Genomic DNA, 20,100 nt, shown 5'->3' on the forward strand with positions numbered 1-20,100 from the left:
TTCACTCGCTGCGCCGGCCCAGGCCGGCGATCTTCTTGACGATGAACAGGATCAGCAGGGTGGCCACCAGCAGCACCACGCCCAGCGACGAGGCGGCGCCCCAGTTGGCGTACATCGACACATCGCTCTCGATGCGCATCGACAGCATCTGCACCTTGCCGCCACCGAGCAGCGCCGGGGTCACGTAGAAGCCCAGGCTGAGCACGAACACCAAGGTCGCGCCCGCAGCCAGGCCCGGCAGCGACAGCGGCAGGAACACATCGCGAAACGCCCGCACCGGCGATGCGCCGAAGGTCGAGGCGGCCTGCAGGTATAGCGGGTTGATGCTCTTCATCGCCGCATACAGCGGCAGCACCATGTACGGCAGCATGATGTGGGTCATGCCGATCACCGTGCCGGTGAGGTTGTGCACCAGCGCCAGCGGCGCGTCGACGATGCCCAGCGAGGTCAGCACGTCGTTGACCAGGCCGCGCCGCTGCAGCAGCACCAGCCAGGCGTAGGTGCGCACCAGCAGCGAGGTCCACAGCGAGATCAGCAGCAGCGCCATCGCCAGGCCCGCCAGGCGGCGCGGCGCGTGGACCATGAAGTAGGCGTAGGGGTAGCCCAGCAGCACGCAGACCACCGTCACGATCAGCGCGATCTTGAAGGTCTGGGTGAACGCCAGCACGTAGATCGGTTGCAGCAGGCGCGTGTAGTTCTCGGCGCTGAGGTTGCCGTCGGCATCGAACAGCGACAGGCCGAACAGCCAGCCGATCGGCAGCACGAAGGTCACCAGCACCAGCAGCAGCGCCGGCAGCATCGGCGAGAGCAGGAACCAGCCGTGGCGCTTGCCCGCGCGTTGCAGGGCCTGGCCATGCAGCGCGCCTTGCAGGTTGAGCGCAGTCATGCCGAGTCCCCCACGATCAGGCTGTCCTGCGGGTGCAGGCCGAGGACCACGTGATCGCCACGCGTCGGCAGGCGGTCACCGGAGGAACTGCGCGAGGGGCGGCGGATCGACACCTGCGTGCCTTCGCCCAGGTCCACTTGCAGCAACTGGCTTTCGCCCTGGTAGATGACGTCGTGGACCTGCCCACGGAACAGGTTCAGGCCCTGCTGGCCGTCATCGACGAAGCGCAGTTTCTCGGGGCGCAGGAGGATACTCGGGTTGTTCAGGCAGCCTTCGCTGAACACCGCCTGCAACGGCTGGTCGCGGAACCATGCCCTGCCCTCGCGCATGGCCACCGGCAGGAACGACGACTCGCCGACGAACTCGGCGATGAAGCGGTTGGCCGGGCGTTCGTAGAGGCTTTCGGGGGTGTCGATCTGCTGAATCCGCCCTTGGCTCATCACCGCGATGCGGTCGGACATGGTCAGTGCCTCGCGCTGGTCGTGGGTGACGTAGACCACGGTCATGCCGAGGCGCTCGTGCAGGCGACGGATCTCCAGCTGCATGGTCTCGCGCAGGCGTTTATCCAGCGCCGACAGCGGCTCGTCCATCAGCAGGATCTTCGGCTCGAAGACGATCGCCCGGGCCAGGGCGATGCGCTGGCGCTGGCCACCGGACATCTCGTCGATGCGCCGCCCGACCAGCTTGTCCAGCTCGACCATCTCCAGCGCCTCGCCAACTCGCTTGCGGATTTCGTCACGGCTGTAGCCGCGCAGCTTCAGCGGGTAGGCGACGTTCTGGAACACGTTCATGTGCGGGAACAGTGCGTAGTTCTGGAACATCATGCCCAGGTCGCGCTTGTGCGGCGGCTCGAACACCATTTCCCGCCCGCCGAAGCGGATGCTGCCGGCGTCCGGGCGCACGAAGCCGGCCAGGGCCATCAGCAAGGTGGTCTTGCCCGAACCGGACGAGCCCAGCAGCGACAGGAACTCGCCACTGCGGATGTTCAGGGAGACGTCATCGAGCGCGGCAAAGCTGCCGTAGGTCTTGGTGACATGCTCGATGTCGATGGAGGTCGAGAGCTTCGTATCTTCAGACATGGTCAGACTCGGGGCCGCAAGCGGCACGGAACACGGGTTATGACGCGGGCCAGCACGGCCCGCCTCGTCCTAGTGGGCGATGAACAACTCGAAACGCTGCTGCACCGCCTGCTGGTTCTGCACCCACCAATGCGGGTCGATCTTCGCCACCTTGGCAATGTTCTGCGGCGAGGTCGGCAGGCGGCTGGCCTGCTCGGCGCTGATCAGGCCGACCTCGTAGGCGCGGCTGTTGACCGGCGCGTAGGGGATCAAGGTCGCCAGCGTCGCCTGGCTGGTCGGCTGCATGATCTGGTTGATCACGCGCATGGCCAGGTCCTTGTTCTGCGCACCGCGCGGCACGATCAGGCAGTCATAGCTGAGGATGGCGCCATCGAAACTGTAGTCGACCGCATCGTCGGACTTGGCCACCTCGGCCACGCGCCCGTTCCAGATCGCCAGGAAGTCCACCTCGCGGCTGCGCAGCAATTGCGCCGAGTCGGCACCGGCGCTCCACCAGTTGACGACCTGCGGCTTGATCCGCTCCAGGGCCTTGAACGCGCGGTCGATGTCCAGGGGATACAGCTGCGCCGGGGCCACGCCATCGCCGATCAACGCGGCCTCCAGCGTTTGCCAGGGCTTGGTGTACATGGCCCGCGCGCCTTTGACATTGGGGTCGAAGAACGCCTGCCAGGTCTGGGCCACCGGCTTGCCGGTGTCTTTGGCCCAAGCCACCACCGAGGCGTAGGCATGGCTGGCGATCCAGTTGTTGCCGACCACGGCCGGGTCGATGTCGCGGGTGTCGATCACGCTTTTGTCCAGCGGCTCGGACAGCCCTTCTTTTTCGGCCTGCACGCAGTCGGTGATGCCCAGTTCGACCAGGTCCCACTTCGGCTTGCCTGACATCACCTGGGCGCGCACGGCGGCCAGGCCGTTCATGTTGTCTTCGCGGATGGCAATGTTCAGCGCCTTGGCGGCAGGTTCGAGGTACGCCTTGCGCTCGGCATCCTGCAGGGCGCCACCCCAGCCGGCGAAGGTGATGCCGCCGTCGGCATGTGCCGTGGCGGCGAACAGTGCGCTGGCCAGGAGGCTGAACGCAGCGCCTTTGATCAGATGTTTGTGCATGTGCTTTTCTCCAGGTGCGCCCCGCTTGCACAGGGCGCGGAAAGGTCGATCAGTTCTGGATGAACAGGTCGAAACGTTGCTGGAGTTCGGCCTGGCGACCTTGCCACCAGGCCGGGTCGAAGAAGGCCACCTTGTCGACGTTCGCGGGTGCTGTCGGCAGCTTGCTCGCCAGGTCCGCCGGGATGATGCCGGTGTCGAAGGCCTTGCTGTTGACCGGCGGGTTGGGGATCAGCGTGGCAAGCATGGCCTGGCTTTGCGGCGACATGATCTGCGCGATCAGCTTCATGGCCTGGGCCTTGTTCGGGGCACCCTTGGGCACCACCACGCAGTCATAGTCGAGCAGCGCCTTGTCATAGGTGTAGTCCACCGGCTGACCGGCCTTCTTCAGGTCCTCGACGCGCGAGGCCCAGATGGCCAGGAAGTCCACCTCGTGGCTGCGCAGCAACTGCGCCGAGTCGGTGCCGCTGCTCCACCAGTTGACCACCTGCGGCTTGATCCGCTCGAGCACCTTGAAGGCGCGCTCGACGTCCAGCGGGTAGAGATCCTTGGGCGCCACGCCGTCGGCCAGCAGTGCCACTTCGAGCGTGGTGAACGGGTTGCGGTACAGGGCGCGCGGCCCCTTCACGGACGGGTCGAAGAAGTCCTTCCAGGTCTGGGCCTTGGCGGCACCGCCTTCGGTGCTCCAGGCCAGGACCGTCGAGTAGGCGTGGCTGGCGATCCAGTTCTTGCCGTAGAACCTGGGATCGACGCCCTCGGTCTTGATCACCGAGAAGTCCAGCGGCTCGGTCAGGCCTTCCTTCTCGGCCACCATGCAGTCGTTTGAGGCCAGCTCAACCACATCCCACTTGGGCTTGCCGGACATCACCTGGGCGCGTACCGCCGCCAGGCCGTCCATGTTGTCTTCCTTGACGGCGATACCCAGGTTCTTCGCCGCAGGTTCCAGGTAGGCCTTGCGTTCGGCGTCCTGCAAGGCGCCACCCCAGCCGGCGAAGGTCACGCTTTCGGCCGCGTGGGCCTGCCAGGTGCACAGCCCCAGCAATACCGCCACGGTGCCTGCACGCCATTCGAATCGTTTCATGTTCAACCCCTGCATTTGTTGTAGTTAGACAGTTGGCGAAACGTCATGGACATCCAGTCCTGCAGTCATCCCTACTTGTTGTTGTGTTCTTGTGTTGTTGTGTAGTGACCCGGCCTCAGCCGATGTCGATCATGATGTGCCGCACGCTGGTGTAATCCTCCAGGCCGTACAGGCTCAAGTCCTTGCCGTAGCCCGACTGGCGCAGCCCGCCATGGGGCATCTCGGTGGCCAGTGTCATGTGCTGGTTGACCCAGACACAACCGTACTGCAGCTGGCTGGCGGTACGCATGGCCTTCTTCACATCGCGCGTCCACACCGAGGCCGACAGGCCGTATTCGCTTTCGTTGGCCCAGGCCAGCACCTGCTCCTCATCGTCGAAGGCGGTGACCGACACCACCGGCCCGAACACTTCCTTCTGCACGATCTCGTCGTCCTGGCGCACGCCGGCGATGACGGTCGGCTGGAAGAAGAAACCCGGGCCGTCGGGAACCTTGCCGCCAACCAGTACTTCGCTATGCGCCAGCGCCGCAGCACGGTCGACGAAGCCCTGCACGCGCTCCTGCTGGCGACGGCTGATCAGCGGGCCGAAGTCGCTGGCCGGATCTTCCGGGTGACCGGTACGCAGCGTCGAGATCTCAGCGACCAGTTGTTCGAGGAACTGCTCGCGCACCGATTCGGCGACATACACACGGCAGGCCGCGGTGCAGTCCTGCCCGGCGTTGTAGTAGCCGCCGGTACGCATCATGCGCACGGCTGCCGGGATGTCGGCATCGGCGAACACCAGTACCGGCGCCTTGCCGCCCAGCTCCAGGTGGGTACGCTTGAGGTTGCCGGCGGCGGCGCGGACCACGGCCTGGCCGGTGGCGATGTCGCCGGTGACCGAGACCATGCGCACCTTGGGATGGGCGCTGAGCTGCGCGCCGAGGGTGGCACCGCGCCCGGAAAGAATGTTGACCACCCCGCGCGGGAAGATCTCGGCGCACAGCCGCGCCAGGTACAGGGCGCTCAGTGGCGTCAGCTCGGACGGCTTGAACACTACGGTGTTGCCGGCGGCCAGGGCCGGGGCCAGCTTCCAGGCTGCCATCAGCAATGGGTAGTTCCACGGCGCGATCAGCCCGACCACGCCGAGCGGGTCGCGACGGATCATGCTGGTGCTGCCGGCGACGTATTCACCAGCGGCGCTGCCCGGCAGGCAACGCGCAGCCCCGGCGAAGAAGCGGAACACATCGGCGACCGCCGGCACTTCGTGGCCAATCGCCTTTTGCAGCGGCTTGCCGCAGTTCTGGCTTTCCAGGGTGCCGAGCGCCTGGGCGTCGGCCTCAATGCGCTCGGCCAGCTTGAGCAGCAGGTAGCCGCGCTGACGCGGTGGCGTGCGCGCCCAACCGGTGAAGGCACGCTCGGCGGCATCGACGGCGGCATCCAGCTGGGCAGGCGAGGCATCGGCCAGCACATGCAGCACACGCTCGTCGGCTGGCGCCAGGATCGGCGACTCGTCGCCCTGCCCGCGCACCAGCTCACCGTCGATAAGGTACTCGCTATAGATCATGACGCTCTCCAGTTAGACGGACGCGCGCTCGGCGTCCTTGAAGCGATACCAGGCGTAGGCCATGCGCTGGCCGACACGCAGGAAGGATTGGAACGGGAACGGCTTGGGCGCCTGGTGCAGGAACGGCACCGGCGTTGGCCGGGCTTCGCCGCAGGCCATCTGCGCCAGGCGCTTGCCGGTCTGCAGCGAGAACGACACGCCACTGCCGGCATAACCGCCGCCGGTGTAGGCATTGGCCACGCCCTGGATCGGGTAGCAGTGCGGCAGCGAGTTGTTGGTCACCGCGACCCAGCCGCCCCAGTTGTAATCCACGTCGATGCCCTGCAGCGCCGGGAACTTGCGACACAGCGCCGCCAGCAGGCGCTCGCGGTGCAGCGGGTTTTCCGCGTCGCGGCCGTTCACTGCGCTGCGACCGCCGAAGAGGATGCGGTCGTCTGGCAGGCGGCGGTAATAGAACAGCAGGTTGCGGGTATCGAACATGCAGTCGGCACCCGGCAGGCTGGCCTGCTTCTCGGCGGCGCTCATCGGCCGGGTGACGATGATCTGCGAGTGCACCGGCAGGATCCGCCCGGTCAGTGCCGGGTGCAGTTGGCGCGAGGTGTAGCCGTTGGTGGCGACCACCACCTTGCGCGCGGTGATCACCCCGCCTGGGGTGACCAGGCGATGGCCCTGCGCGCTGCTGGTCCAGGCGGTGACCGGCGAGCCGGTGTGCACCCGCGCGCCAGCCTCGCGGGCCATGCGCTGTACGCCCCAGGCCAGTTTCAGCGGATGCATGCTGAAGCCGTCGGGCATGTGCAGTGCACCGAACGACTCGGCACCGGCGTGCACCGACTGCAGGTCGGCGGCTTCGACGAAGTGGGCCGGGTAGTCGAGCAGGTCGTTGTACAGGCCCATTTCGCGCTTGAGCGACTCGACGTGAATGGCCTTGCTGGCGACCTTGTACACGCCATCGGGCTGCGCGTCGCAGTCGATGTTGCCGTCGCGGATCAGGCCACGGGTGGTGTCCAGCGCCTGGCGCATCTCGTTGAAGTACTGGCGCGCGGTGTCGGCGCCGTAGCGCTCGATCAGCGTAGCCAGCGGCACGCGGCCACCGGAAATGCGCGCGAAGCTGCCATTGCGTCCGCTGCAACCCCAGGCGGTCTGGTTCGCCTCCAGCACCACCGCTCGCACCCCGTGCTCGCGGGCCAGGTGCAGCGCGCAACTGAGGCCGGTGTAGCCGGCACCGATGATCGCCACTTCGACGTCTTCGTTGCCGCGTACCGGGCCATCGTCGGCGACCGGCGAACCTGCGGTATCGGCCCAATAGGACGGCGCATGGGGCTGGGCCCGGCCTGGGTTCGCATCAACCAATGGATCGTACAATTCAAGCCTCACGTATCGCTGTGCGATATTTATTGTTCGATTTAATGGTTAAGCTAATAGTGATTTTGATATCCGTCAATTGATTATTTGACGAGTGGTGATAGCTGTAGGAGCGGGCTTGCCCGCGAAAAAGACACCGCGCCGCCTGGCACGGGCTACGCCCGTGTTCGCGGGCAAGCCCGCTCCTACAACAGTTGGGCTGGCTTTTAGACAGGTATTGAGGAGCCGACGAAGCAGAAGTCGCGGCCAAGCTCCACGAGAAAGTCCTTCAAGCGCTGGAGCAGGCCCTTGTGCAAATCGGCTTCGGCAGGTGCTTGGGGAAGGTCGAGGAAATCCAGCATGTAGGCGTCACGGAACACCGACAGGGCTTGCGGGTGGGCCTGGGCAAGGGAGGCCGAGGCCTTGAGCGGGTCGGCAACGCTGCGCTCGAACAGCGCGGCTTTCATCTGGCGCTCCAGTTCGCGACTCGACCACTTCTCCTGAATTGCCATGCGCAGGTAGAACTCACGTTCTTCGGGGCGCCTGCTTTGGCTGAGAATCGTCAGGTTCTGGGTCCAGGGCAATTGTGTCAGCAGTGCTGACACTTTCTCCTCATGGCGATAGGTCTCGTAGAACTGGCGCATACGGAAGAGGTTACGGCGCGTGAACCCACGCAACCCTGGCTGCGTGCGCGCCAGGTGTCCGGCCAACTGGCTGACCACGGCGTCGCCCCACTCGGCATTCTCGATCTTGCGGCTGATGTAGGCACCGACCTGCCAGTACAGCTCGATGAGCTGTGTGTTGACGGCCTGCATGCAGCGTTGCCGTGCCGAGTGGATGAGGGTCACGACCTCATCGAAGCGCTCATCCCTGGAAGGCGCAGAGGCGGTTGCATTGTCATGTTGCGGGTGGTCTTTCATCGAAGGGCTCCTGGCATTGTTCGAAGCCAGGAAGCCTATCCAAGGGAACGCGCCGGAAATGTCGGACCGCTCCTAGGATGCTGTGGCCCATGACAGAAGGGCGCCTAGTCCAGGCGCCCCTCGTCATGACCCGTAACATCCGCCCTGCTACCCCATCGACCGCACCACCACCTTGCGGCCATGCCCGCGCGTGGTGACGATGCCGAGGAAGGAGATCACGATCGCCAGGCTCAGTGTTGCACTGACCTCTGCACGGTGCTCCTCGGTATACATCATCACCGCCAGCGCGCAGCTGATGAACACGATCACTCCCCAGGTCAGCCAGGGGAACAGCCACATGCGGAACTTCAGTTCCGTGCTCTCGCGCTCCAGGCGCCGGCGCATGCGCAACTGCGAGATGGCGATCACCAGGTACACCAGCAGGGCGATGGCACCGGAGCTGGCGAGCAGGAACTCGAACACGCCCTTGGGCGCGAAGTAGTTGAGGATGGCGATGGCAGCCCCGATCAGCGTGCTGCCGAACACTGCAGCACGCGGCACGCCGACCTTCGAGGTGCGCTTGAGCATGGCGGGCGCGTCGCCGCGCTTGGCCAGCGAGAACATCATCCGCGAGGCGATGTAGATCGACGAGTTCATGCAACTGGTCACGGCGATCAGCACCACCAGGTCGACCATGAACGCGGCATTGGGGATGTTCATGATCTCCAGCGCACGCTGGTAGGAGCCCACCACCGCAAGCTGCGGATCGTTCCACGGCACCACGGAGATGATCACGAAGATCGACAGGATGTAGAAGGTGCTGATCCGCCAGATCACCGAGCGGGTGGCCTTGGCGATGTTGCGCGCCGGATCGCTGGATTCGGAGGCGGCAATGGTCACCGCTTCCGTGCCGATGAAGCTGAACATCACGGTGATGAAGGCGCCGATCACCGCCGACCAGCCTTTGGGCGCGAAACCGCCGTGCTCGCTCATCAGTATGCTCAGGCCGCTGACTTCGCGGTTGGGCAGCCAGCCCATCAGCGCGGCAAAACCGAGGCCGATGAAGCCCAGGATCGCGGTGACTTTCAGGATCGCGAACCAGAACTCGAACTCGCCGTACTTGGCCACGCTGAACAGGTTGGTGCAGGCCAGCAGCAGTACCGATGCGAGGGCGAAGATCCAACTGTCGACCTGCGGGAACCAGGCATTGAGCACATGGCCTGCGGCCAGCGCCTCGATGGGAATGACCAGCACCCAGAACCACCAGTACAGCCAGCCGATGGTATAGCCGGCCCAACGGCCGATGGCCTGGTCGGCGTAGGTGGAAAACGAGCCGGTGTCGGGATGGGCGACGGCCATTTCGCCGAGCATGCGCATGACCAGCACGACCAACGTGCCGGCGACGAAATAGGAGAGGATGGTGGCGGGACCGGCAGCCGCGATGGCGTGTCCGGAGCCGACGAAAAGTCCTGCACCGATGATGCCGGCGATGGACAGCATCGTTACATGACGTGGCTTGAAACCTTGTGCAAGGTTGCCATCAGTTCCCACGGTGTTCATTGATCTTGTTCTCTTTTTGCTGACACAAGGAAGGACGGGCAGGCGTAGGCGAAAACTATCTCCTTTCTGGACAATGAGTTGCACGCGGCTCAGGTGATTTTATTGACGTTGTTCACGGGTTGGCGAGCGGCGGCGTCGAGGTCGGCTTCATTCAAACAGTGCGGGTGCGGGGCAAATTGTTCCAGCGCGCCATGAAGGTGTTCGATCACGACACCGGGTCTTGCGAAGGCGGGTCAAATCGGTGCTATTCACCGCGAAGGGCTTTTCGCGGGCAAGCCCGCTCCCACAGGGATTGGGCTGGACCTTTGGAGGTTGAGCAAGACAGTTGCTGCTGGTCGCGACGGTGATCCCAGTGGTAGTTCACCACCGCGAAGATCACGATCACCGACACCACGTACAGCCCTGTCTGCAGATTGCTCATGCCATCCTCCGCGCCATGCGCTTGAGCCCCAGTACCATTCCTGCCCCCACCCCGGCAGTCATCATGCTGAACTCGGACATCCCGCCAATGCTGGCGATCAGGTTCGGCGGCAGGAACACCATCGAATGCCGACTTCGTCTATTTGCACGATCCGGACACCGACCACGGCCGCCACCGGTTGGCGCTGGACTGCCAGCGCATGAGCCTGTTCGGTGGGCGCAAGGTGCGGGCGGCGGTGGTGGTGTTTGCGCGGGGGTAAAGCGCGCATAAAGCTTTTTACTGGCTGCGCAGGCCCTATCGCGATCCGGCTTGCCCGGCGACAGGGCCTTCTCTGTCAACGCACCAGGCAAGGCCGTTTGTTGTCGAAGGTCCAACCCGGCACCAGGAACTGCATCGCCACGCTGTCATCCCGAGCGCCCAGGCCCATGTTGCGGTAGCACTCATGGGCTCTCATCAACTGGTCCTCATCGAGCTCTACCCCCAGCCCCGGCCGCGTCGGCACCCGTACATGGCCGTCTACGATGCGCAGCGGCTCACGCGTCAGGCGCTGGCCGTCCTGCCAGATCCAGTGGGTGTCGATGGCGGTGATCTCACCCGGCGCGGCGGCTGCCGCCTGGGTGAACATGGCCAGCGAGATGTCGAAGTGGTTGTTGGAATGCGAGCCCCAGGTCAGGCCCCAGTCATGGCACATCTGCGCCACCCGCACCGAGCCCTGCAAGGTCCAGAAATGCGGATCGGCCAACGGGATGTCCACCGACTGCAACTGGATCGCGTGGCCCATCTGCCGCCAGTCGGTGGCGATCATGTTGGTGGCGGTGGGCAGGCCGGTGGCGCGGCGGAACTCAGCCATCACTTCACGCCCGGAATAACCATTCTCCGCACCGCACGGATCCTCGGCGTAGGCCAGCACATCGTGCTTGTCGCGGCACAGGGCAATGGCCTCCTTCAGCGACCAGGCACCGTTGGGGTCGAGGGTGATGCGCGCCTCGGGGAAACGCTCGGCCAGCGCAGTGACAGCGTCCATCTCCTCTTCGCCACGCAGCACGCCGCCCTTGAGCTTGAAGTCGTTGAATCCGTAGCGGGCCTTGGCGGCCTCGGCCAGGCGCACCACCGCCTCGGGCGTCAGGGCCGGCTCATGGCGCAAGCGCAGCCAGTCGTCATCTGCATCGGCTTCGTTGCGGTAGGCCAGGTCGGTGCGGGTGCGGTCGCCGATGTAGAACAGGTAGCCGAGCATCTTCACCGACTCGCGCTGCTGGCCTTCACCCAGCAGCGCGGCCATCGGCACGTTCAGGTGCTGGCCGAGCAGGTCGAGCAGGGCCGACTCGATGGCGGTCACCGCGTGCACGGTAATGCGCAGGTCGAAGGTCTGCAGCCCGCGCCCGCCGGCATCGCGGCTGGCGAAGGTCTGGCGCATGGCATTGAGCACGCGCTGGTAATAGCCGATTGGCTGGCCGACCACCAGGCTGCGGCTGTCTTCGAGGGTCTGGCGGATGTTCTCGCCGCCAGGCACCTCGCCCAGGCCGGTGTTGCCGGCGCTGTCGCGCAATACCACGATGTTGCGGGTGAAGAACGGGCCGTGGGCGCCGCTCAGGTTGAGCAGCATGCTGTCGTGGCCGGCCACCGGGATCACGCGCAGGTCGGTGACGACCGGGGTCGAGGAGTGAGGCGTCGTCTGCATGGTCATTGTCCTTGTCGGGCAGGCGTTCAATGGGATTGGCCCAGGGCCGATGGGGCCTTGAGTTCAGGGGAAGGAGCACCCTTGGCGCGGGTACGGACGAAGAACACGGCGATGGCGGCCAGCACCGAGGTCACCGCCAGGCCATACAGCCCGCCCTGGATCGAGCCGGTCTGCTGCTCGAGCAGGCCGAAGGTGGTGGGCGCGACGAAGCCGCCAAGGTTGCCCACCGAGTTGATCAGTGCGATCACCGCCGCAGCGATGCGCGCATCCAGATACCCCTGGGGGATCGGCCAGAACAGCGACGACGCCGCCTTGAAGCCGATGGCGGCGAAGCACACCGAAACGAAGGCGAACACCGGCCCGCCCGTGGTCGACATGAACATGCCGATGGCGGCCACCACCAGTGCGGCGGCGACCCAGGCCTGCTGGAATCTCCAACGTGCGGCCCCGGCGGCGAAGGCGTACATCGCCAGGATCGAGATCAGCCAGGGGATCGAGTTGAAGAAGCCGACCTGCAGGTCGCTCAGCTCGCCCATGCGCTTGATGATGCTCGGCAGCCAGAAGGTCGCGGCGTAGATGGTCAGCTGGATGCAGAAGTAGATCAGGCAGAACAGCAGGATCTGGCGGTCCTTGAGCAGGCGCCAGGCCGAGGTCTTGATCACCCCGCCCGCCTCGCGCTCGCGCTGCTCGCGGTCGATGGCCTCGACCAGCGCATGCTGCTCGGCCGGGCTCAGCCACTTGGCATCCTGCGGGCGGGAGTCGAGCCAGAAGAACACGAAGAAGCACAGGATCACCGAGGCCATGCCCTCGATGAACAGCATCCATTGCCAGCCGTGCAGGCCCATGCCCTGGATCTGCATCAGCGCACCGGCCAACGGACCTGAGATCAGCGAGGCCAGGGCCGAGCCGCTGAGGAAGATGGCGATCGCCTTGCCACGTTCGGCACCGGGCAGCCAGCGGGTGAAGTAGTAGATCACTCCGGGGAAGAAGCCGGCTTCGGCGACCCCGAGCAGAAAACGCAGCACGTAGAACTGGGTCTCGTTCTGCACGAAGGCCATGGCGGTGGCGACCAGGCCCCAGGTGAACATGATGCGGGTCAGCCAAAGACGTGCGCCGACCTTTTGCAGCAGCATGTTCGACGGCACCTCGAACAACGCATAGCCGATGAAGAACAGGCCGGCGCCAAATCCATAGGCGGCGGCGCTGATGCCCAGGTCACTTTCCAGGTGCGGACGGACGAAGCCGATATTGACGCGGTCCAGGTAGTTGACCACGAACATGATGACGAACAGCGGCAGGACATGGCGCTTGACCTTGGCTACGGCGCTGGCCAGCGCATCGCCGCCGGGCAAGGCAGACGCAGGGGGGGTGTCGTTCACGGGATATCTCCCAGTCATTGTTTTTATTGAGGGTGCTGGTGGCAGGCGAGGCAGTTGTCTGACATCCAGGTGGAAATGAGCATATTCCCGGCGGGGTTGTACGACAAGTTGAAAATTGAGCGAAAAAAGCAAAATACAAGCGGTTAACTAGGTAAAAATCGGCGAAATGCTTTTATCAGGTCCACTACCCAAGGCAATGGGAGGGGGAATATCAGGATGAAAAAAATCTTTGTGGATAACTTGTCATACAAGTAATGTGAGGGCGTTCAGCCGAGTCCTTTCGCGGAACACGTCGCAGCGGCGAACCGCCGCTCTCACAGGTACTACTTCGAGCCCACGCCATGACCCGCCCCCATAGCCGTGCCCACGACCTGGTCTCGAGCCTCACCCAGCAATTGCTGCTGGGCACCTTCAAGCCGGGCGACAAGCTGCCCTCAGAAAACACCTTGGTGCGCGAGTATGGCGTCAGCCGTACCGTGGTCCGCGAAGCGCTGTCGAAGCTACAGGCTGCGGGTCTGGTACAGGCCCGTCACGGGATCGGTACGTTCGTCATCGAACGCCAGGCCCGTTCCGGCCTACGCGTAGGCCCCGAGAACGCGGCCAGCGTGCGCGACCTGCTGGAGCTGCGCATCGGCCTGGAGGGCCAGGCCGCCGCGCTGGCGGCCCTGCGCCGAAATGACCGGCAACTGGCGCAGATGCGCCAGGCGCTGGACGACTACCAGGACCTGGCCGCCGCCGGTGACAGCTGCATCGAAGCCGACCGACGCTTCCACCTGCTGATCGCCGAGGCCACCGGCAACCTGTATTTCAGCGAGATGATGGCGCAACTGGGGGACGGCCTGATCCCGCGCAAGCGCATGGCCCAGGCCGAGCGCGCCGGGGCCAACCTGGCGGGGCATGCTTATCTGGCCAACCTGGAGCACGAGGCGATTCTCAACGCCATCCGCCGACAGGACCCGGAAGCGGCCAGGGCGGCGATCTGCCTGCACCTCTCCAACAGCCGCGATCGCCTGCTACCCGACTGACCGGCGTGCAGCGGGCAAAAAAAATCGCGGAACCGGCGCCCTCCCCCTGGTGCGCAGTAACAGGGGAAAGGCCATCCGGCCCGCGATCAAGCCCACTCGCGTATCAATCCTTCTTGCGATACCCCTCGACGATCGCCGAGAAATCCTTGCCGCCATCGCCCCGCAAACTCATGGCCTGGTACAACTGCTGCGCCACAGCACCGAGGATCACCGGCTGGTGCGCCTGGCGCGCGGCCTCGGTCGCCAGGCCCAGGTCCTTGAGCATCAGCTCCGCACCGAAACCACCGGTGTAACCGCGCGATGCGGGGGCGGTCTCGATCACGCCCGGCCAGGGGTTGTAGGTATCCGAACTCCAGCAACGGCCCGTCGAGCTGTTGATGATGCCGGCCAGCACCTGGGTGTCGATCCCCAGTGCATTGCCCAGGGCCATCGCCTCGGACACGCCGATCATCGAGATGCCCAACAGCAGGTTGTTGCAGATCTTGGCGATCTGTCCGGTGCCGACTTCACCGCAGTGCACGATGTTGCGCCCCATCTGCTCGAGCACCGGTTTGAGCGTGGCGAACAGTTCGGGGCTGGCACCGACCATGAAGGTCAGGGTGCCGGCCGCCGCGCCGCCGGTGCCACCGGACACCGGCGCATCACCCAGGTCGATGCCTTTGGCCGCCGCGGCCTTGGACACGTCGCGGGCGGTCTGCGGATCGATGGTGCTGCAGTCCACCGCCGGTGTGCCGGGGCGAATGCCGGCGAGCACGCCGTCCTCGTTCAGGTACACGCCGCGCACATGGGCAGCGGCCGGCAGCATGGTGATCACCAGCTCGCTGTTGGCGGCGGCATCCTTGGGCGAGGTGCTGATCTGCCCGCCCAGTTCGGCGAGCTCGGCCAGCACGGTCTTGTTCAGGTCGAACAGGTTGAGCTGATGCCCGGCCTTGATCAGGTTACGGGCCATGGGCGCGCCCATGTTGCCCAGACCGATGAATGCAATGCGCATGGCAGTCTCCTTAGCGCAGGCTGATGGTGGTGTTCACACCGTCATTGACGCTGTCGTCATCGAACCAGCGGGCGGTGACGGTCTTGGTCTGAGTGTAGAACTGCACCACCTGCTTGCCGTATGGGCCGAGGTCGCCGAGCTTGGAGCCACGCGAACCGGTGAAGCTGAAGAACGGCACCGGCACCGGAATCGGAATGTTGATGCCGACCTGGCCGATGTCGATTTCGCTCTGGAACTTGCGCGCTGCCGCGCCGCTCTGGGTGAACAGGCCGGTGCCATTGCCGAACGGGTTGGCGTTGACCAGGGCGATGGCCTCGTCGAGGGTATCGACCTCGAGGGTGACCAGTACCGGGCCGAAGATTTCCTGGGTGTAGATCTGCATGTCGGTCTTCACCCCGGAGAACAGGGTCGGGCCGACGAAGTTGCCCTGCTCGTACCCCGGCACCTTCACGTCGCGGCCGTCCAGCTCGAGCGTGGCGCCTTCCTTGATGCCGCTCTCGATCAGCCCCAGCACACGCTCCTTGGCGCGCTTGGAAACCACCGGCCCGACATCGGTGCCCGGCTCGCTGCCGGCATTGACCTTGAGCTTGCTCGCCGCCGCCTTGATATCCGGCAGCCATTCACGCGCCTTGCCCACCAGCACCGCCACCGACGTGGCCATGCAGCGCTGGCCGGCCGCACCGAAGGCCGCGCCGACCAGGGCGTTGATGGTCTGGGTGCGGTTGGCGTCGGGCAGCACCACGGCGTGGTTCTTGGCGCCCATCATCGACTGCACGCGCTTGCCGTGCTGGCTGCCCAGGTTGTAGACATGGGTGCCCACTTCGGTGGAGCCGACGAAGGAGATCGCCTTGATGTCCGGGTGGGTGCAGAGCGCATCGACCACCTGCTTGCCGCCATGCACCACGTTGAGCACACCGGCCGGCACGCCAGCTTCGAGCGCCAGCTCGACCAGCATCATGGTCGACAGCGGATCCTGCTCGGAGGGTTTGAGCACGAAGGTGTTGCCGCAGACGATGGCCATCGGGAACATCCACAGCGGGATCATCGCCGGGAAGTTGAACGGGGTGATGCCGGCGCACACGCCGATGGGCTGGCGCAGGGTGTAGGTGTCGACGCCACCGGCGACGTTCTCGGCGAACTCGCCCATCTGCAGGGTGCCGATGGACGCGGCATGCTCGACCACTTCCAGACCACGGAAAATATCGCCTTCTGCGTCGGCCAGGGTCTTGCCTTGCTCGGCGCTCAGGGTCGCGGCGATGCGCTTGCTGTGTTCGCGGATCAACGCCTGCAGCTTGAGCATGATGCGCATGCGCGCACCGATCGGCGTGTCACGCCAGGTCTTGAAGGCTCGTTCGCCAGCCGCGACCGCCGCGGCGACTTCCTCGGGGGTGGCGAAAGGAACACGCGCCAGCACCTGCTGGGTGGCCGGGTTGACGATGTCGCGCCATTCGGTGGTCTTGGACTCGACCCATTGGCCGTCGATCAGCAGCTTGACCTGCTCGACCTGAGTGTGGGGCGTGTGGGGTGCGTTCATCTGCGCTCTCCTTGGAATTATTGTCGGAACGAAGACGCCTACGCCGCAGCGAACGGGGTGGCGTGCAGGGGCTGAGTTCGAGTATAGATGTGCAAACATCCAACAAGAATGCACAAAAAAACCGGATCAACATGCAAAAAGACCTGACCTCCCTCAGCGCGCTGAACTGGGACGACCTCAAGTTCTTTCTTGAGGTAGCGCGCACCCGCAAGGCCAGCAGTGCAGCCAAACGCCTGGCCGTGGACTACACCACGGTGTCGCGGCGCATCAGCTCGCTGGAAGGGGCGATGGGCACCTTGCTGTTCGAGAAATCGCGAACCAACGGTTTCGTGCTCACCGCCGAAGGCCAGCGTCTGCTGGGCTATGCCGAGTCGATCGAAAGCACCCTGCACATGGCCTGCGAGCAGGTGTCGGGCTCGGGCGTTGCGCTGTCCGGGCACGTACGCATGGGGTGCACCGAGGGCTTCGGCAGCTTCTTCATCACCCCTCAGTTGAGCCGCTTCGTAGACACCTGGCCGGCGATCTCGGTGGACATTCTGCCGCTGCCGCACTTCATCAGCCTGTCCAAGCGTGAAGCCGACATTGTCATCGCCCTGGAGCGCCCCGAGCATGGGCCCTACGTGTGCTGCAAGCTGTGCGACTACCGCCTGCGCCTCTGTGCGACCCGCGAGTACCTCGACCACCACGAACCGATCCGCAAGGTCGCCGACCTGGTGCGCCATCCGTTCATCAGCTACGTGGACGACCTGGCGTTCAGTTCCGAGCTGCTGTACCTGGCCAACCTGATCCCCAACGCCAGCGCACACCTGCGCAGCACCAGCGTGATCGCCCAATACACCGCTGCCCTGCAGGGACGCGGGCTGGCGATCCTGCCGTGTTTCCTGGCGGCGCAGGACGAACGACTGGTGACCGTGCTACCGGAGGAGGTGGAGGTGACGCGGCAGTTCTGGATGTACTGCCGGGAGGATTTGCGCAAGTTGAAGCGGATCACTTTGCTGTGGGATTACATCCGCGATGTGACCGAGGCGAATGCGCCGCTGTTGATGGGGCAGACGCGGGAGATGGTATTTGCGCAGGATTGAGGCGGATGGCACCGGCTGCGCCGGTGATCGCGGGACGAGCCCGCTCCCACAGGGGGCCGGTGCCATTGCTCCCATTCCTCAGTTCGACGCCACCACGATCGACACCCGCCGATTCTCGGTGCGCCCGGCACTGGTGCGGTTGTCCGCCACCGGCTGGGTGCTGCCCAAGCCGCGCGTCTGAATGTTGCGCGGCTGCATGCCGACGCTGATCAGCGCCTGGGCCACACTCTGGGCTCGGCGCTCGGAAAGCTGCTGGTTATAGGCCACCTTGCCCGAGGCATCGGCATGGCCATCGACGCGCACATGCTGGATATCCACCGACAGCAACGCCTTGCCGATCCGCTCGACAATCGCCTGGCTCTGGCCGTTGAGCCCGTCCAGGTCGCTGCCGAACAGCACCTTGCCCGACAGGTCGAACGCCCAGCCCTCGTCGCTGGGGGTGAACCCTTCGCGCTTGAGCACGGCAATCTGTTCAGGGCTCAGCCCACTGGGTGGCACGGTCTGGCAGCCGGTCAAGGCCAACACTGCCAGCAGCAAGGCCAGCAAGGGAAAACGCAGTCGGGAAAAGGGGTGTTTCACGGTTCAGCTCCTGTTGTTCAAATCCGTGGCTCAGCGTTCCGTCTGGGCCACTTGCCAATGGCCGCGCCGATTGCGCTTGGCCTGGTACATCGCCGCATCGGCGGCATTGAGCAGACTGGCCGAATCCTGGCCATCGTCCGGGTAATAGGCGATGCCGACACTCAACGAGGTGCTGACGCGCTGGCCATCGTCCAGCAGGATCGGCAGCCTCATGCTGGCAACGATCTTCTCGGCGATGCGCTGGGCATCCTCGCGTGAATGCAGAGGGGTCAGCAGCACGGCGAACTCGTCACCGCCAAGGCGCGCCACCAGGTCGTGCTCGCGCAACTGCGCACGCACGCGGCTGGCGATATTGATCAGCACCTCGTCGCCAACGGCATGGCCGAGGCTGTCGTTGATCTTCTTGAAGTGGTCACTGTCGAGGAACAGCAGCGCCAGGTGGTCCTGCTGCCGGGCGGCGTTGCGCAGGCAACGGTTGAGGCGCCCTTCGAAGAAGGCGCGATTGGGCAGGCCGGTGAGGCTGTCATGGCTGGCCTGGTGCGCGAGGGTCTCGTTCTCGCTCTGCAAGTGGCTCTGCCAGACCTCCAGCTCGTCGAGCAGGGCGTTGAAGTCGTTGCCCAGCTCATTGAGCTCGGCAATCGGCGTCTCGGGCACGCGCCGGTCGAAGCTGCGCTCTCGTCGCGCCGCATGGGCCACGCTGGCCAGGCCCCGCAGGGGACGGACGATATCGCCGAACAGCCGGCGCGACAGGTGGATGGCGACTGCGGCGCTGAGCAAGCTGCAAAAGAGGATTCCCGCCAGGCCGCTGAGCAGGAAGCGCAGCAGGCTGCCGCCCTGGCCAAGCAGCTCGATGTGCCCGACCGTGCGCTGCTGACGGACGATCGGCAGGTGAATGGCCTCGCCCAGCAAGGCCTTGGCCACCTGGCGCTCCAGGGGTGCCAGCAAGCCTGTGTCATCGCGTTGCCAGTGCGCCAGCATCTCACCCTGGCTGTCGAAGACCTTGGCGTCTGCCACCTCTTCAGTGGCGGCGATCACCGCCAGGGCTTCACTGGCCGCCCCGCTGTCGTCGAACACCACCGCCGCTTCCACGGTGTAGCTGATCGAACGGGCGATCAGGTGCAGGTTGTGATGGGCATAGACGCGCAACGCTGCCACGCCGAGCACGGTCAGGGACACGCCCACGAGTCCGACGGCGATCAGCGCGACACCCAAGTGCCCGCGCCCCAGCACTGACCGCAAGGTCGGCCGCTTACTGCGGCTGCCGGTGAGTTTCATGGTTGCGCCGCCCTGCGCCGCGACAATTGCAGCACGCTGGGGTGGATGCGCACGCCACTGCGCGCCACCGAGTCGAGGTTCACATCGAAGCTGACCTGTTCGTCATCGACGTGCAGGCAGAACAGGCTGCCGACGGTGCACGGGTCATCGGCCTCGCTGATGCTCAGGACCGGATGCCCGACCAGGGCCTGGAACAGGCGATCACGCTGGCCAGCGTCGAGCTTGCCGATGTACACCGCGTCGCAGGCGCCGGAAACGCGTGCATCGTCGGCCAGCAGGCGACGCACCTGCAGGGGCTGGCCGGCATTCTGCACAGTGCCCTTGATCAGGTCGTCGGCATATTCTGTGGGGCCGACCAGGCACAAGCGCAGCGGCGAAGGGTCAGCAGGCCAGCGGGCATAGCTGAAGATCCCCAGCACGACCTGGGTTACCGCCTTGGCGCGTTGCTGCACCTGGGTTGCAGTGGCAGGGAGGTCCGCCCGGGCAGGTACGGCGAACAGCGACAAGGCGGCAATCACTACCGAAAGCACGCAGCCCGTCACTCGCCCCCTGGGCGAGACAACCACTGTCATGTGGGAAATCTCTCAAATTAGATTCAGATAACCCGCACGATAGCATAAGGCCGCAGTGCCAAGGTATTGACGAA

Annotated in this window: 17 protein-coding genes and 3 pseudogenes; 3 read left to right on the forward strand and 17 right to left on the reverse strand. The window is 65.0% G+C overall.

The annotated features are described in order from the left end of the window. Position 1: 1 nt before the first annotated feature. The 10 genes and pseudogenes from AC2CGW_RS05725 to AC2CGW_RS05770 form a co-directional block, all read right to left on the reverse strand. Positions 2-886: an ABC transporter permease gene (locus AC2CGW_RS05725; protein WP_054894307.1), complete on the reverse strand. Its 885-nt coding sequence runs from the start codon at positions 884-886 to the stop codon at positions 2-4. Next, the gene (locus AC2CGW_RS05730) at positions 883-1,965 is read right to left on the reverse strand and encodes an ABC transporter ATP-binding protein (RefSeq protein WP_065861865.1); all 1,083 of its coding nucleotides are present in this window, start codon (positions 1,963-1,965) and stop codon (positions 883-885) included. The genes AC2CGW_RS05725 and AC2CGW_RS05730 overlap by 4 nt, the downstream gene beginning before the upstream one ends. Positions 1,966-2,034: 69 nt before the next feature. Next, the gene (locus tag AC2CGW_RS05735; RefSeq protein WP_186670324.1) at positions 2,035-3,066 is read right to left on the reverse strand and encodes an ABC transporter substrate-binding protein; all 1,032 of its coding nucleotides are present in this window, start codon (positions 3,064-3,066) and stop codon (positions 2,035-2,037) included. Between the two features lie 49 nt (positions 3,067-3,115). Continuing rightward, positions 3,116-4,144, reverse strand: coding sequence for an ABC transporter substrate-binding protein (locus AC2CGW_RS05740; RefSeq protein WP_186670322.1), 1,029 nt, complete (start codon positions 4,142-4,144; stop codon positions 3,116-3,118). A 115-nt stretch (positions 4,145-4,259) separates the two neighbouring features. Continuing rightward, positions 4,260-5,690 carry a gamma-aminobutyraldehyde dehydrogenase gene (locus tag AC2CGW_RS05745; protein ID WP_484573663.1) on the reverse strand — a complete coding sequence of 477 codons (1,431 nt, stop codon included), beginning with the start codon at positions 5,688-5,690 and terminating at the stop codon, positions 4,260-4,262. 12 nt (positions 5,691-5,702) lie between these two features. Continuing rightward, complete coding sequence (locus AC2CGW_RS05750) at positions 5,703-7,052, reverse strand: NAD(P)/FAD-dependent oxidoreductase (protein ID WP_484573664.1); 1,350 nt, start codon at positions 7,050-7,052, stop codon at positions 5,703-5,705. Between the two features lie 209 nt (positions 7,053-7,261). Continuing rightward, positions 7,262-7,951, reverse strand: a pseudogene (locus AC2CGW_RS05755) (PDDEXK nuclease domain-containing protein); the annotation flags it as partial. 147 nt (positions 7,952-8,098) lie between these two features. Next, positions 8,099-9,490, reverse strand: a complete 1,392-nt coding sequence (locus AC2CGW_RS05760; protein WP_484573665.1) for an amino acid permease — start codon at positions 9,488-9,490, stop codon at positions 8,099-8,101. 244 nt (positions 9,491-9,734) lie between these two features. Then, positions 9,735-9,911, reverse strand: a complete 177-nt coding sequence (locus AC2CGW_RS05765) for a hypothetical protein (protein WP_484573666.1) — start codon at positions 9,909-9,911, stop codon at positions 9,735-9,737. Continuing rightward, a pseudogene (locus AC2CGW_RS05770) lies at positions 9,908-10,036 on the reverse strand (magnesium transporter CorA family protein); the annotation flags it as partial. The pseudogene AC2CGW_RS05770 and the gene AC2CGW_RS05765, both read right to left, overlap by 4 nt. Between AC2CGW_RS05770 and AC2CGW_RS05775 the strand changes: the two are divergent. Beyond that, a pseudogene (locus AC2CGW_RS05775) lies at positions 10,027-10,170 on the forward strand (ribosomal-protein-alanine acetyltransferase); the annotation flags it as partial. The pseudogenes AC2CGW_RS05770 and AC2CGW_RS05775 sit on opposite strands and share 10 nt — an antisense overlap. A 75-nt stretch (positions 10,171-10,245) precedes the next feature. Here AC2CGW_RS05775 and gudD read toward each other — a convergent pair. Next, the gene (gene gudD / locus AC2CGW_RS05780) at positions 10,246-11,595 is read right to left on the reverse strand and encodes a glucarate dehydratase (protein WP_484573667.1); all 1,350 of its coding nucleotides are present in this window, start codon (positions 11,593-11,595) and stop codon (positions 10,246-10,248) included. 20 nt (positions 11,596-11,615) lie between these two features. Continuing rightward, positions 11,616-12,968, reverse strand: a complete 1,353-nt coding sequence (locus AC2CGW_RS05785) for an MFS transporter (protein WP_186670313.1) — start codon at positions 12,966-12,968, stop codon at positions 11,616-11,618. Positions 12,969-13,309: 341 nt separating this feature from the next. On the opposite strand from AC2CGW_RS05785, the gene AC2CGW_RS05790 reads away from it, so the two are divergent. Further along, the gene (locus AC2CGW_RS05790; protein ID WP_186710959.1) at positions 13,310-13,993 is read left to right on the forward strand and encodes a FadR/GntR family transcriptional regulator; all 684 of its coding nucleotides are present in this window, start codon (positions 13,310-13,312) and stop codon (positions 13,991-13,993) included. 103 nt (positions 13,994-14,096) lie between these two features. Here the strand turns inward: AC2CGW_RS05790 and mmsB are convergent, their stop codons facing one another. Together mmsB and AC2CGW_RS05800 are read right to left on the reverse strand one after the other, a co-directional pair. Beyond that, the gene (gene mmsB, locus AC2CGW_RS05795) at positions 14,097-14,984 is read right to left on the reverse strand and encodes a 3-hydroxyisobutyrate dehydrogenase (RefSeq protein ID WP_484573668.1); all 888 of its coding nucleotides are present in this window, start codon (positions 14,982-14,984) and stop codon (positions 14,097-14,099) included. 10 nt (positions 14,985-14,994) lie between these two features. Further along, positions 14,995-16,518: a CoA-acylating methylmalonate-semialdehyde dehydrogenase gene (locus AC2CGW_RS05800; RefSeq protein ID WP_186670311.1), complete on the reverse strand. Its 1,524-nt coding sequence runs from the start codon at positions 16,516-16,518 to the stop codon at positions 14,995-14,997. Positions 16,519-16,649: 131 nt separating this feature from the next. Between AC2CGW_RS05800 and AC2CGW_RS05805 the strand changes: the two genes are divergently transcribed. Further along, positions 16,650-17,600, forward strand: a complete 951-nt coding sequence (locus tag AC2CGW_RS05805) for a LysR family transcriptional regulator (RefSeq protein WP_484573669.1) — start codon at positions 16,650-16,652, stop codon at positions 17,598-17,600. A 78-nt stretch (positions 17,601-17,678) separates the two neighbouring features. Here the strand turns inward: AC2CGW_RS05805 and yfiB are convergent, their stop codons facing one another. From yfiB to yfiR, 3 genes are read right to left on the reverse strand one after another with little or no spacing between them, the layout of a single operon-like run. Continuing rightward, entirely contained in the window at positions 17,679-18,179 is a 501-nt protein-coding gene (gene yfiB / locus AC2CGW_RS05810) for an outer membrane lipoprotein YfiB (protein ID WP_288374933.1), read from the reverse strand. A gap of 30 nt (positions 18,180-18,209) precedes the next feature. Further along, the gene (gene dgcN, locus AC2CGW_RS05815; protein ID WP_484573670.1) at positions 18,210-19,454 is read right to left on the reverse strand and encodes a diguanylate cyclase DgcN/YfiN; all 1,245 of its coding nucleotides are present in this window, start codon (positions 19,452-19,454) and stop codon (positions 18,210-18,212) included. Next, positions 19,451-20,026, reverse strand: coding sequence for a regulatory sequestration protein YfiR (gene yfiR / locus AC2CGW_RS05820; RefSeq protein WP_484573671.1), 576 nt, complete (start codon positions 20,024-20,026; stop codon positions 19,451-19,453). The genes dgcN and yfiR overlap by 4 nt, the downstream gene beginning before the upstream one ends. Positions 20,027-20,100 lie beyond the last annotated feature (74 nt).

Source organism: Pseudomonas sp. SYWMCR5 (assembly GCF_057197165.1).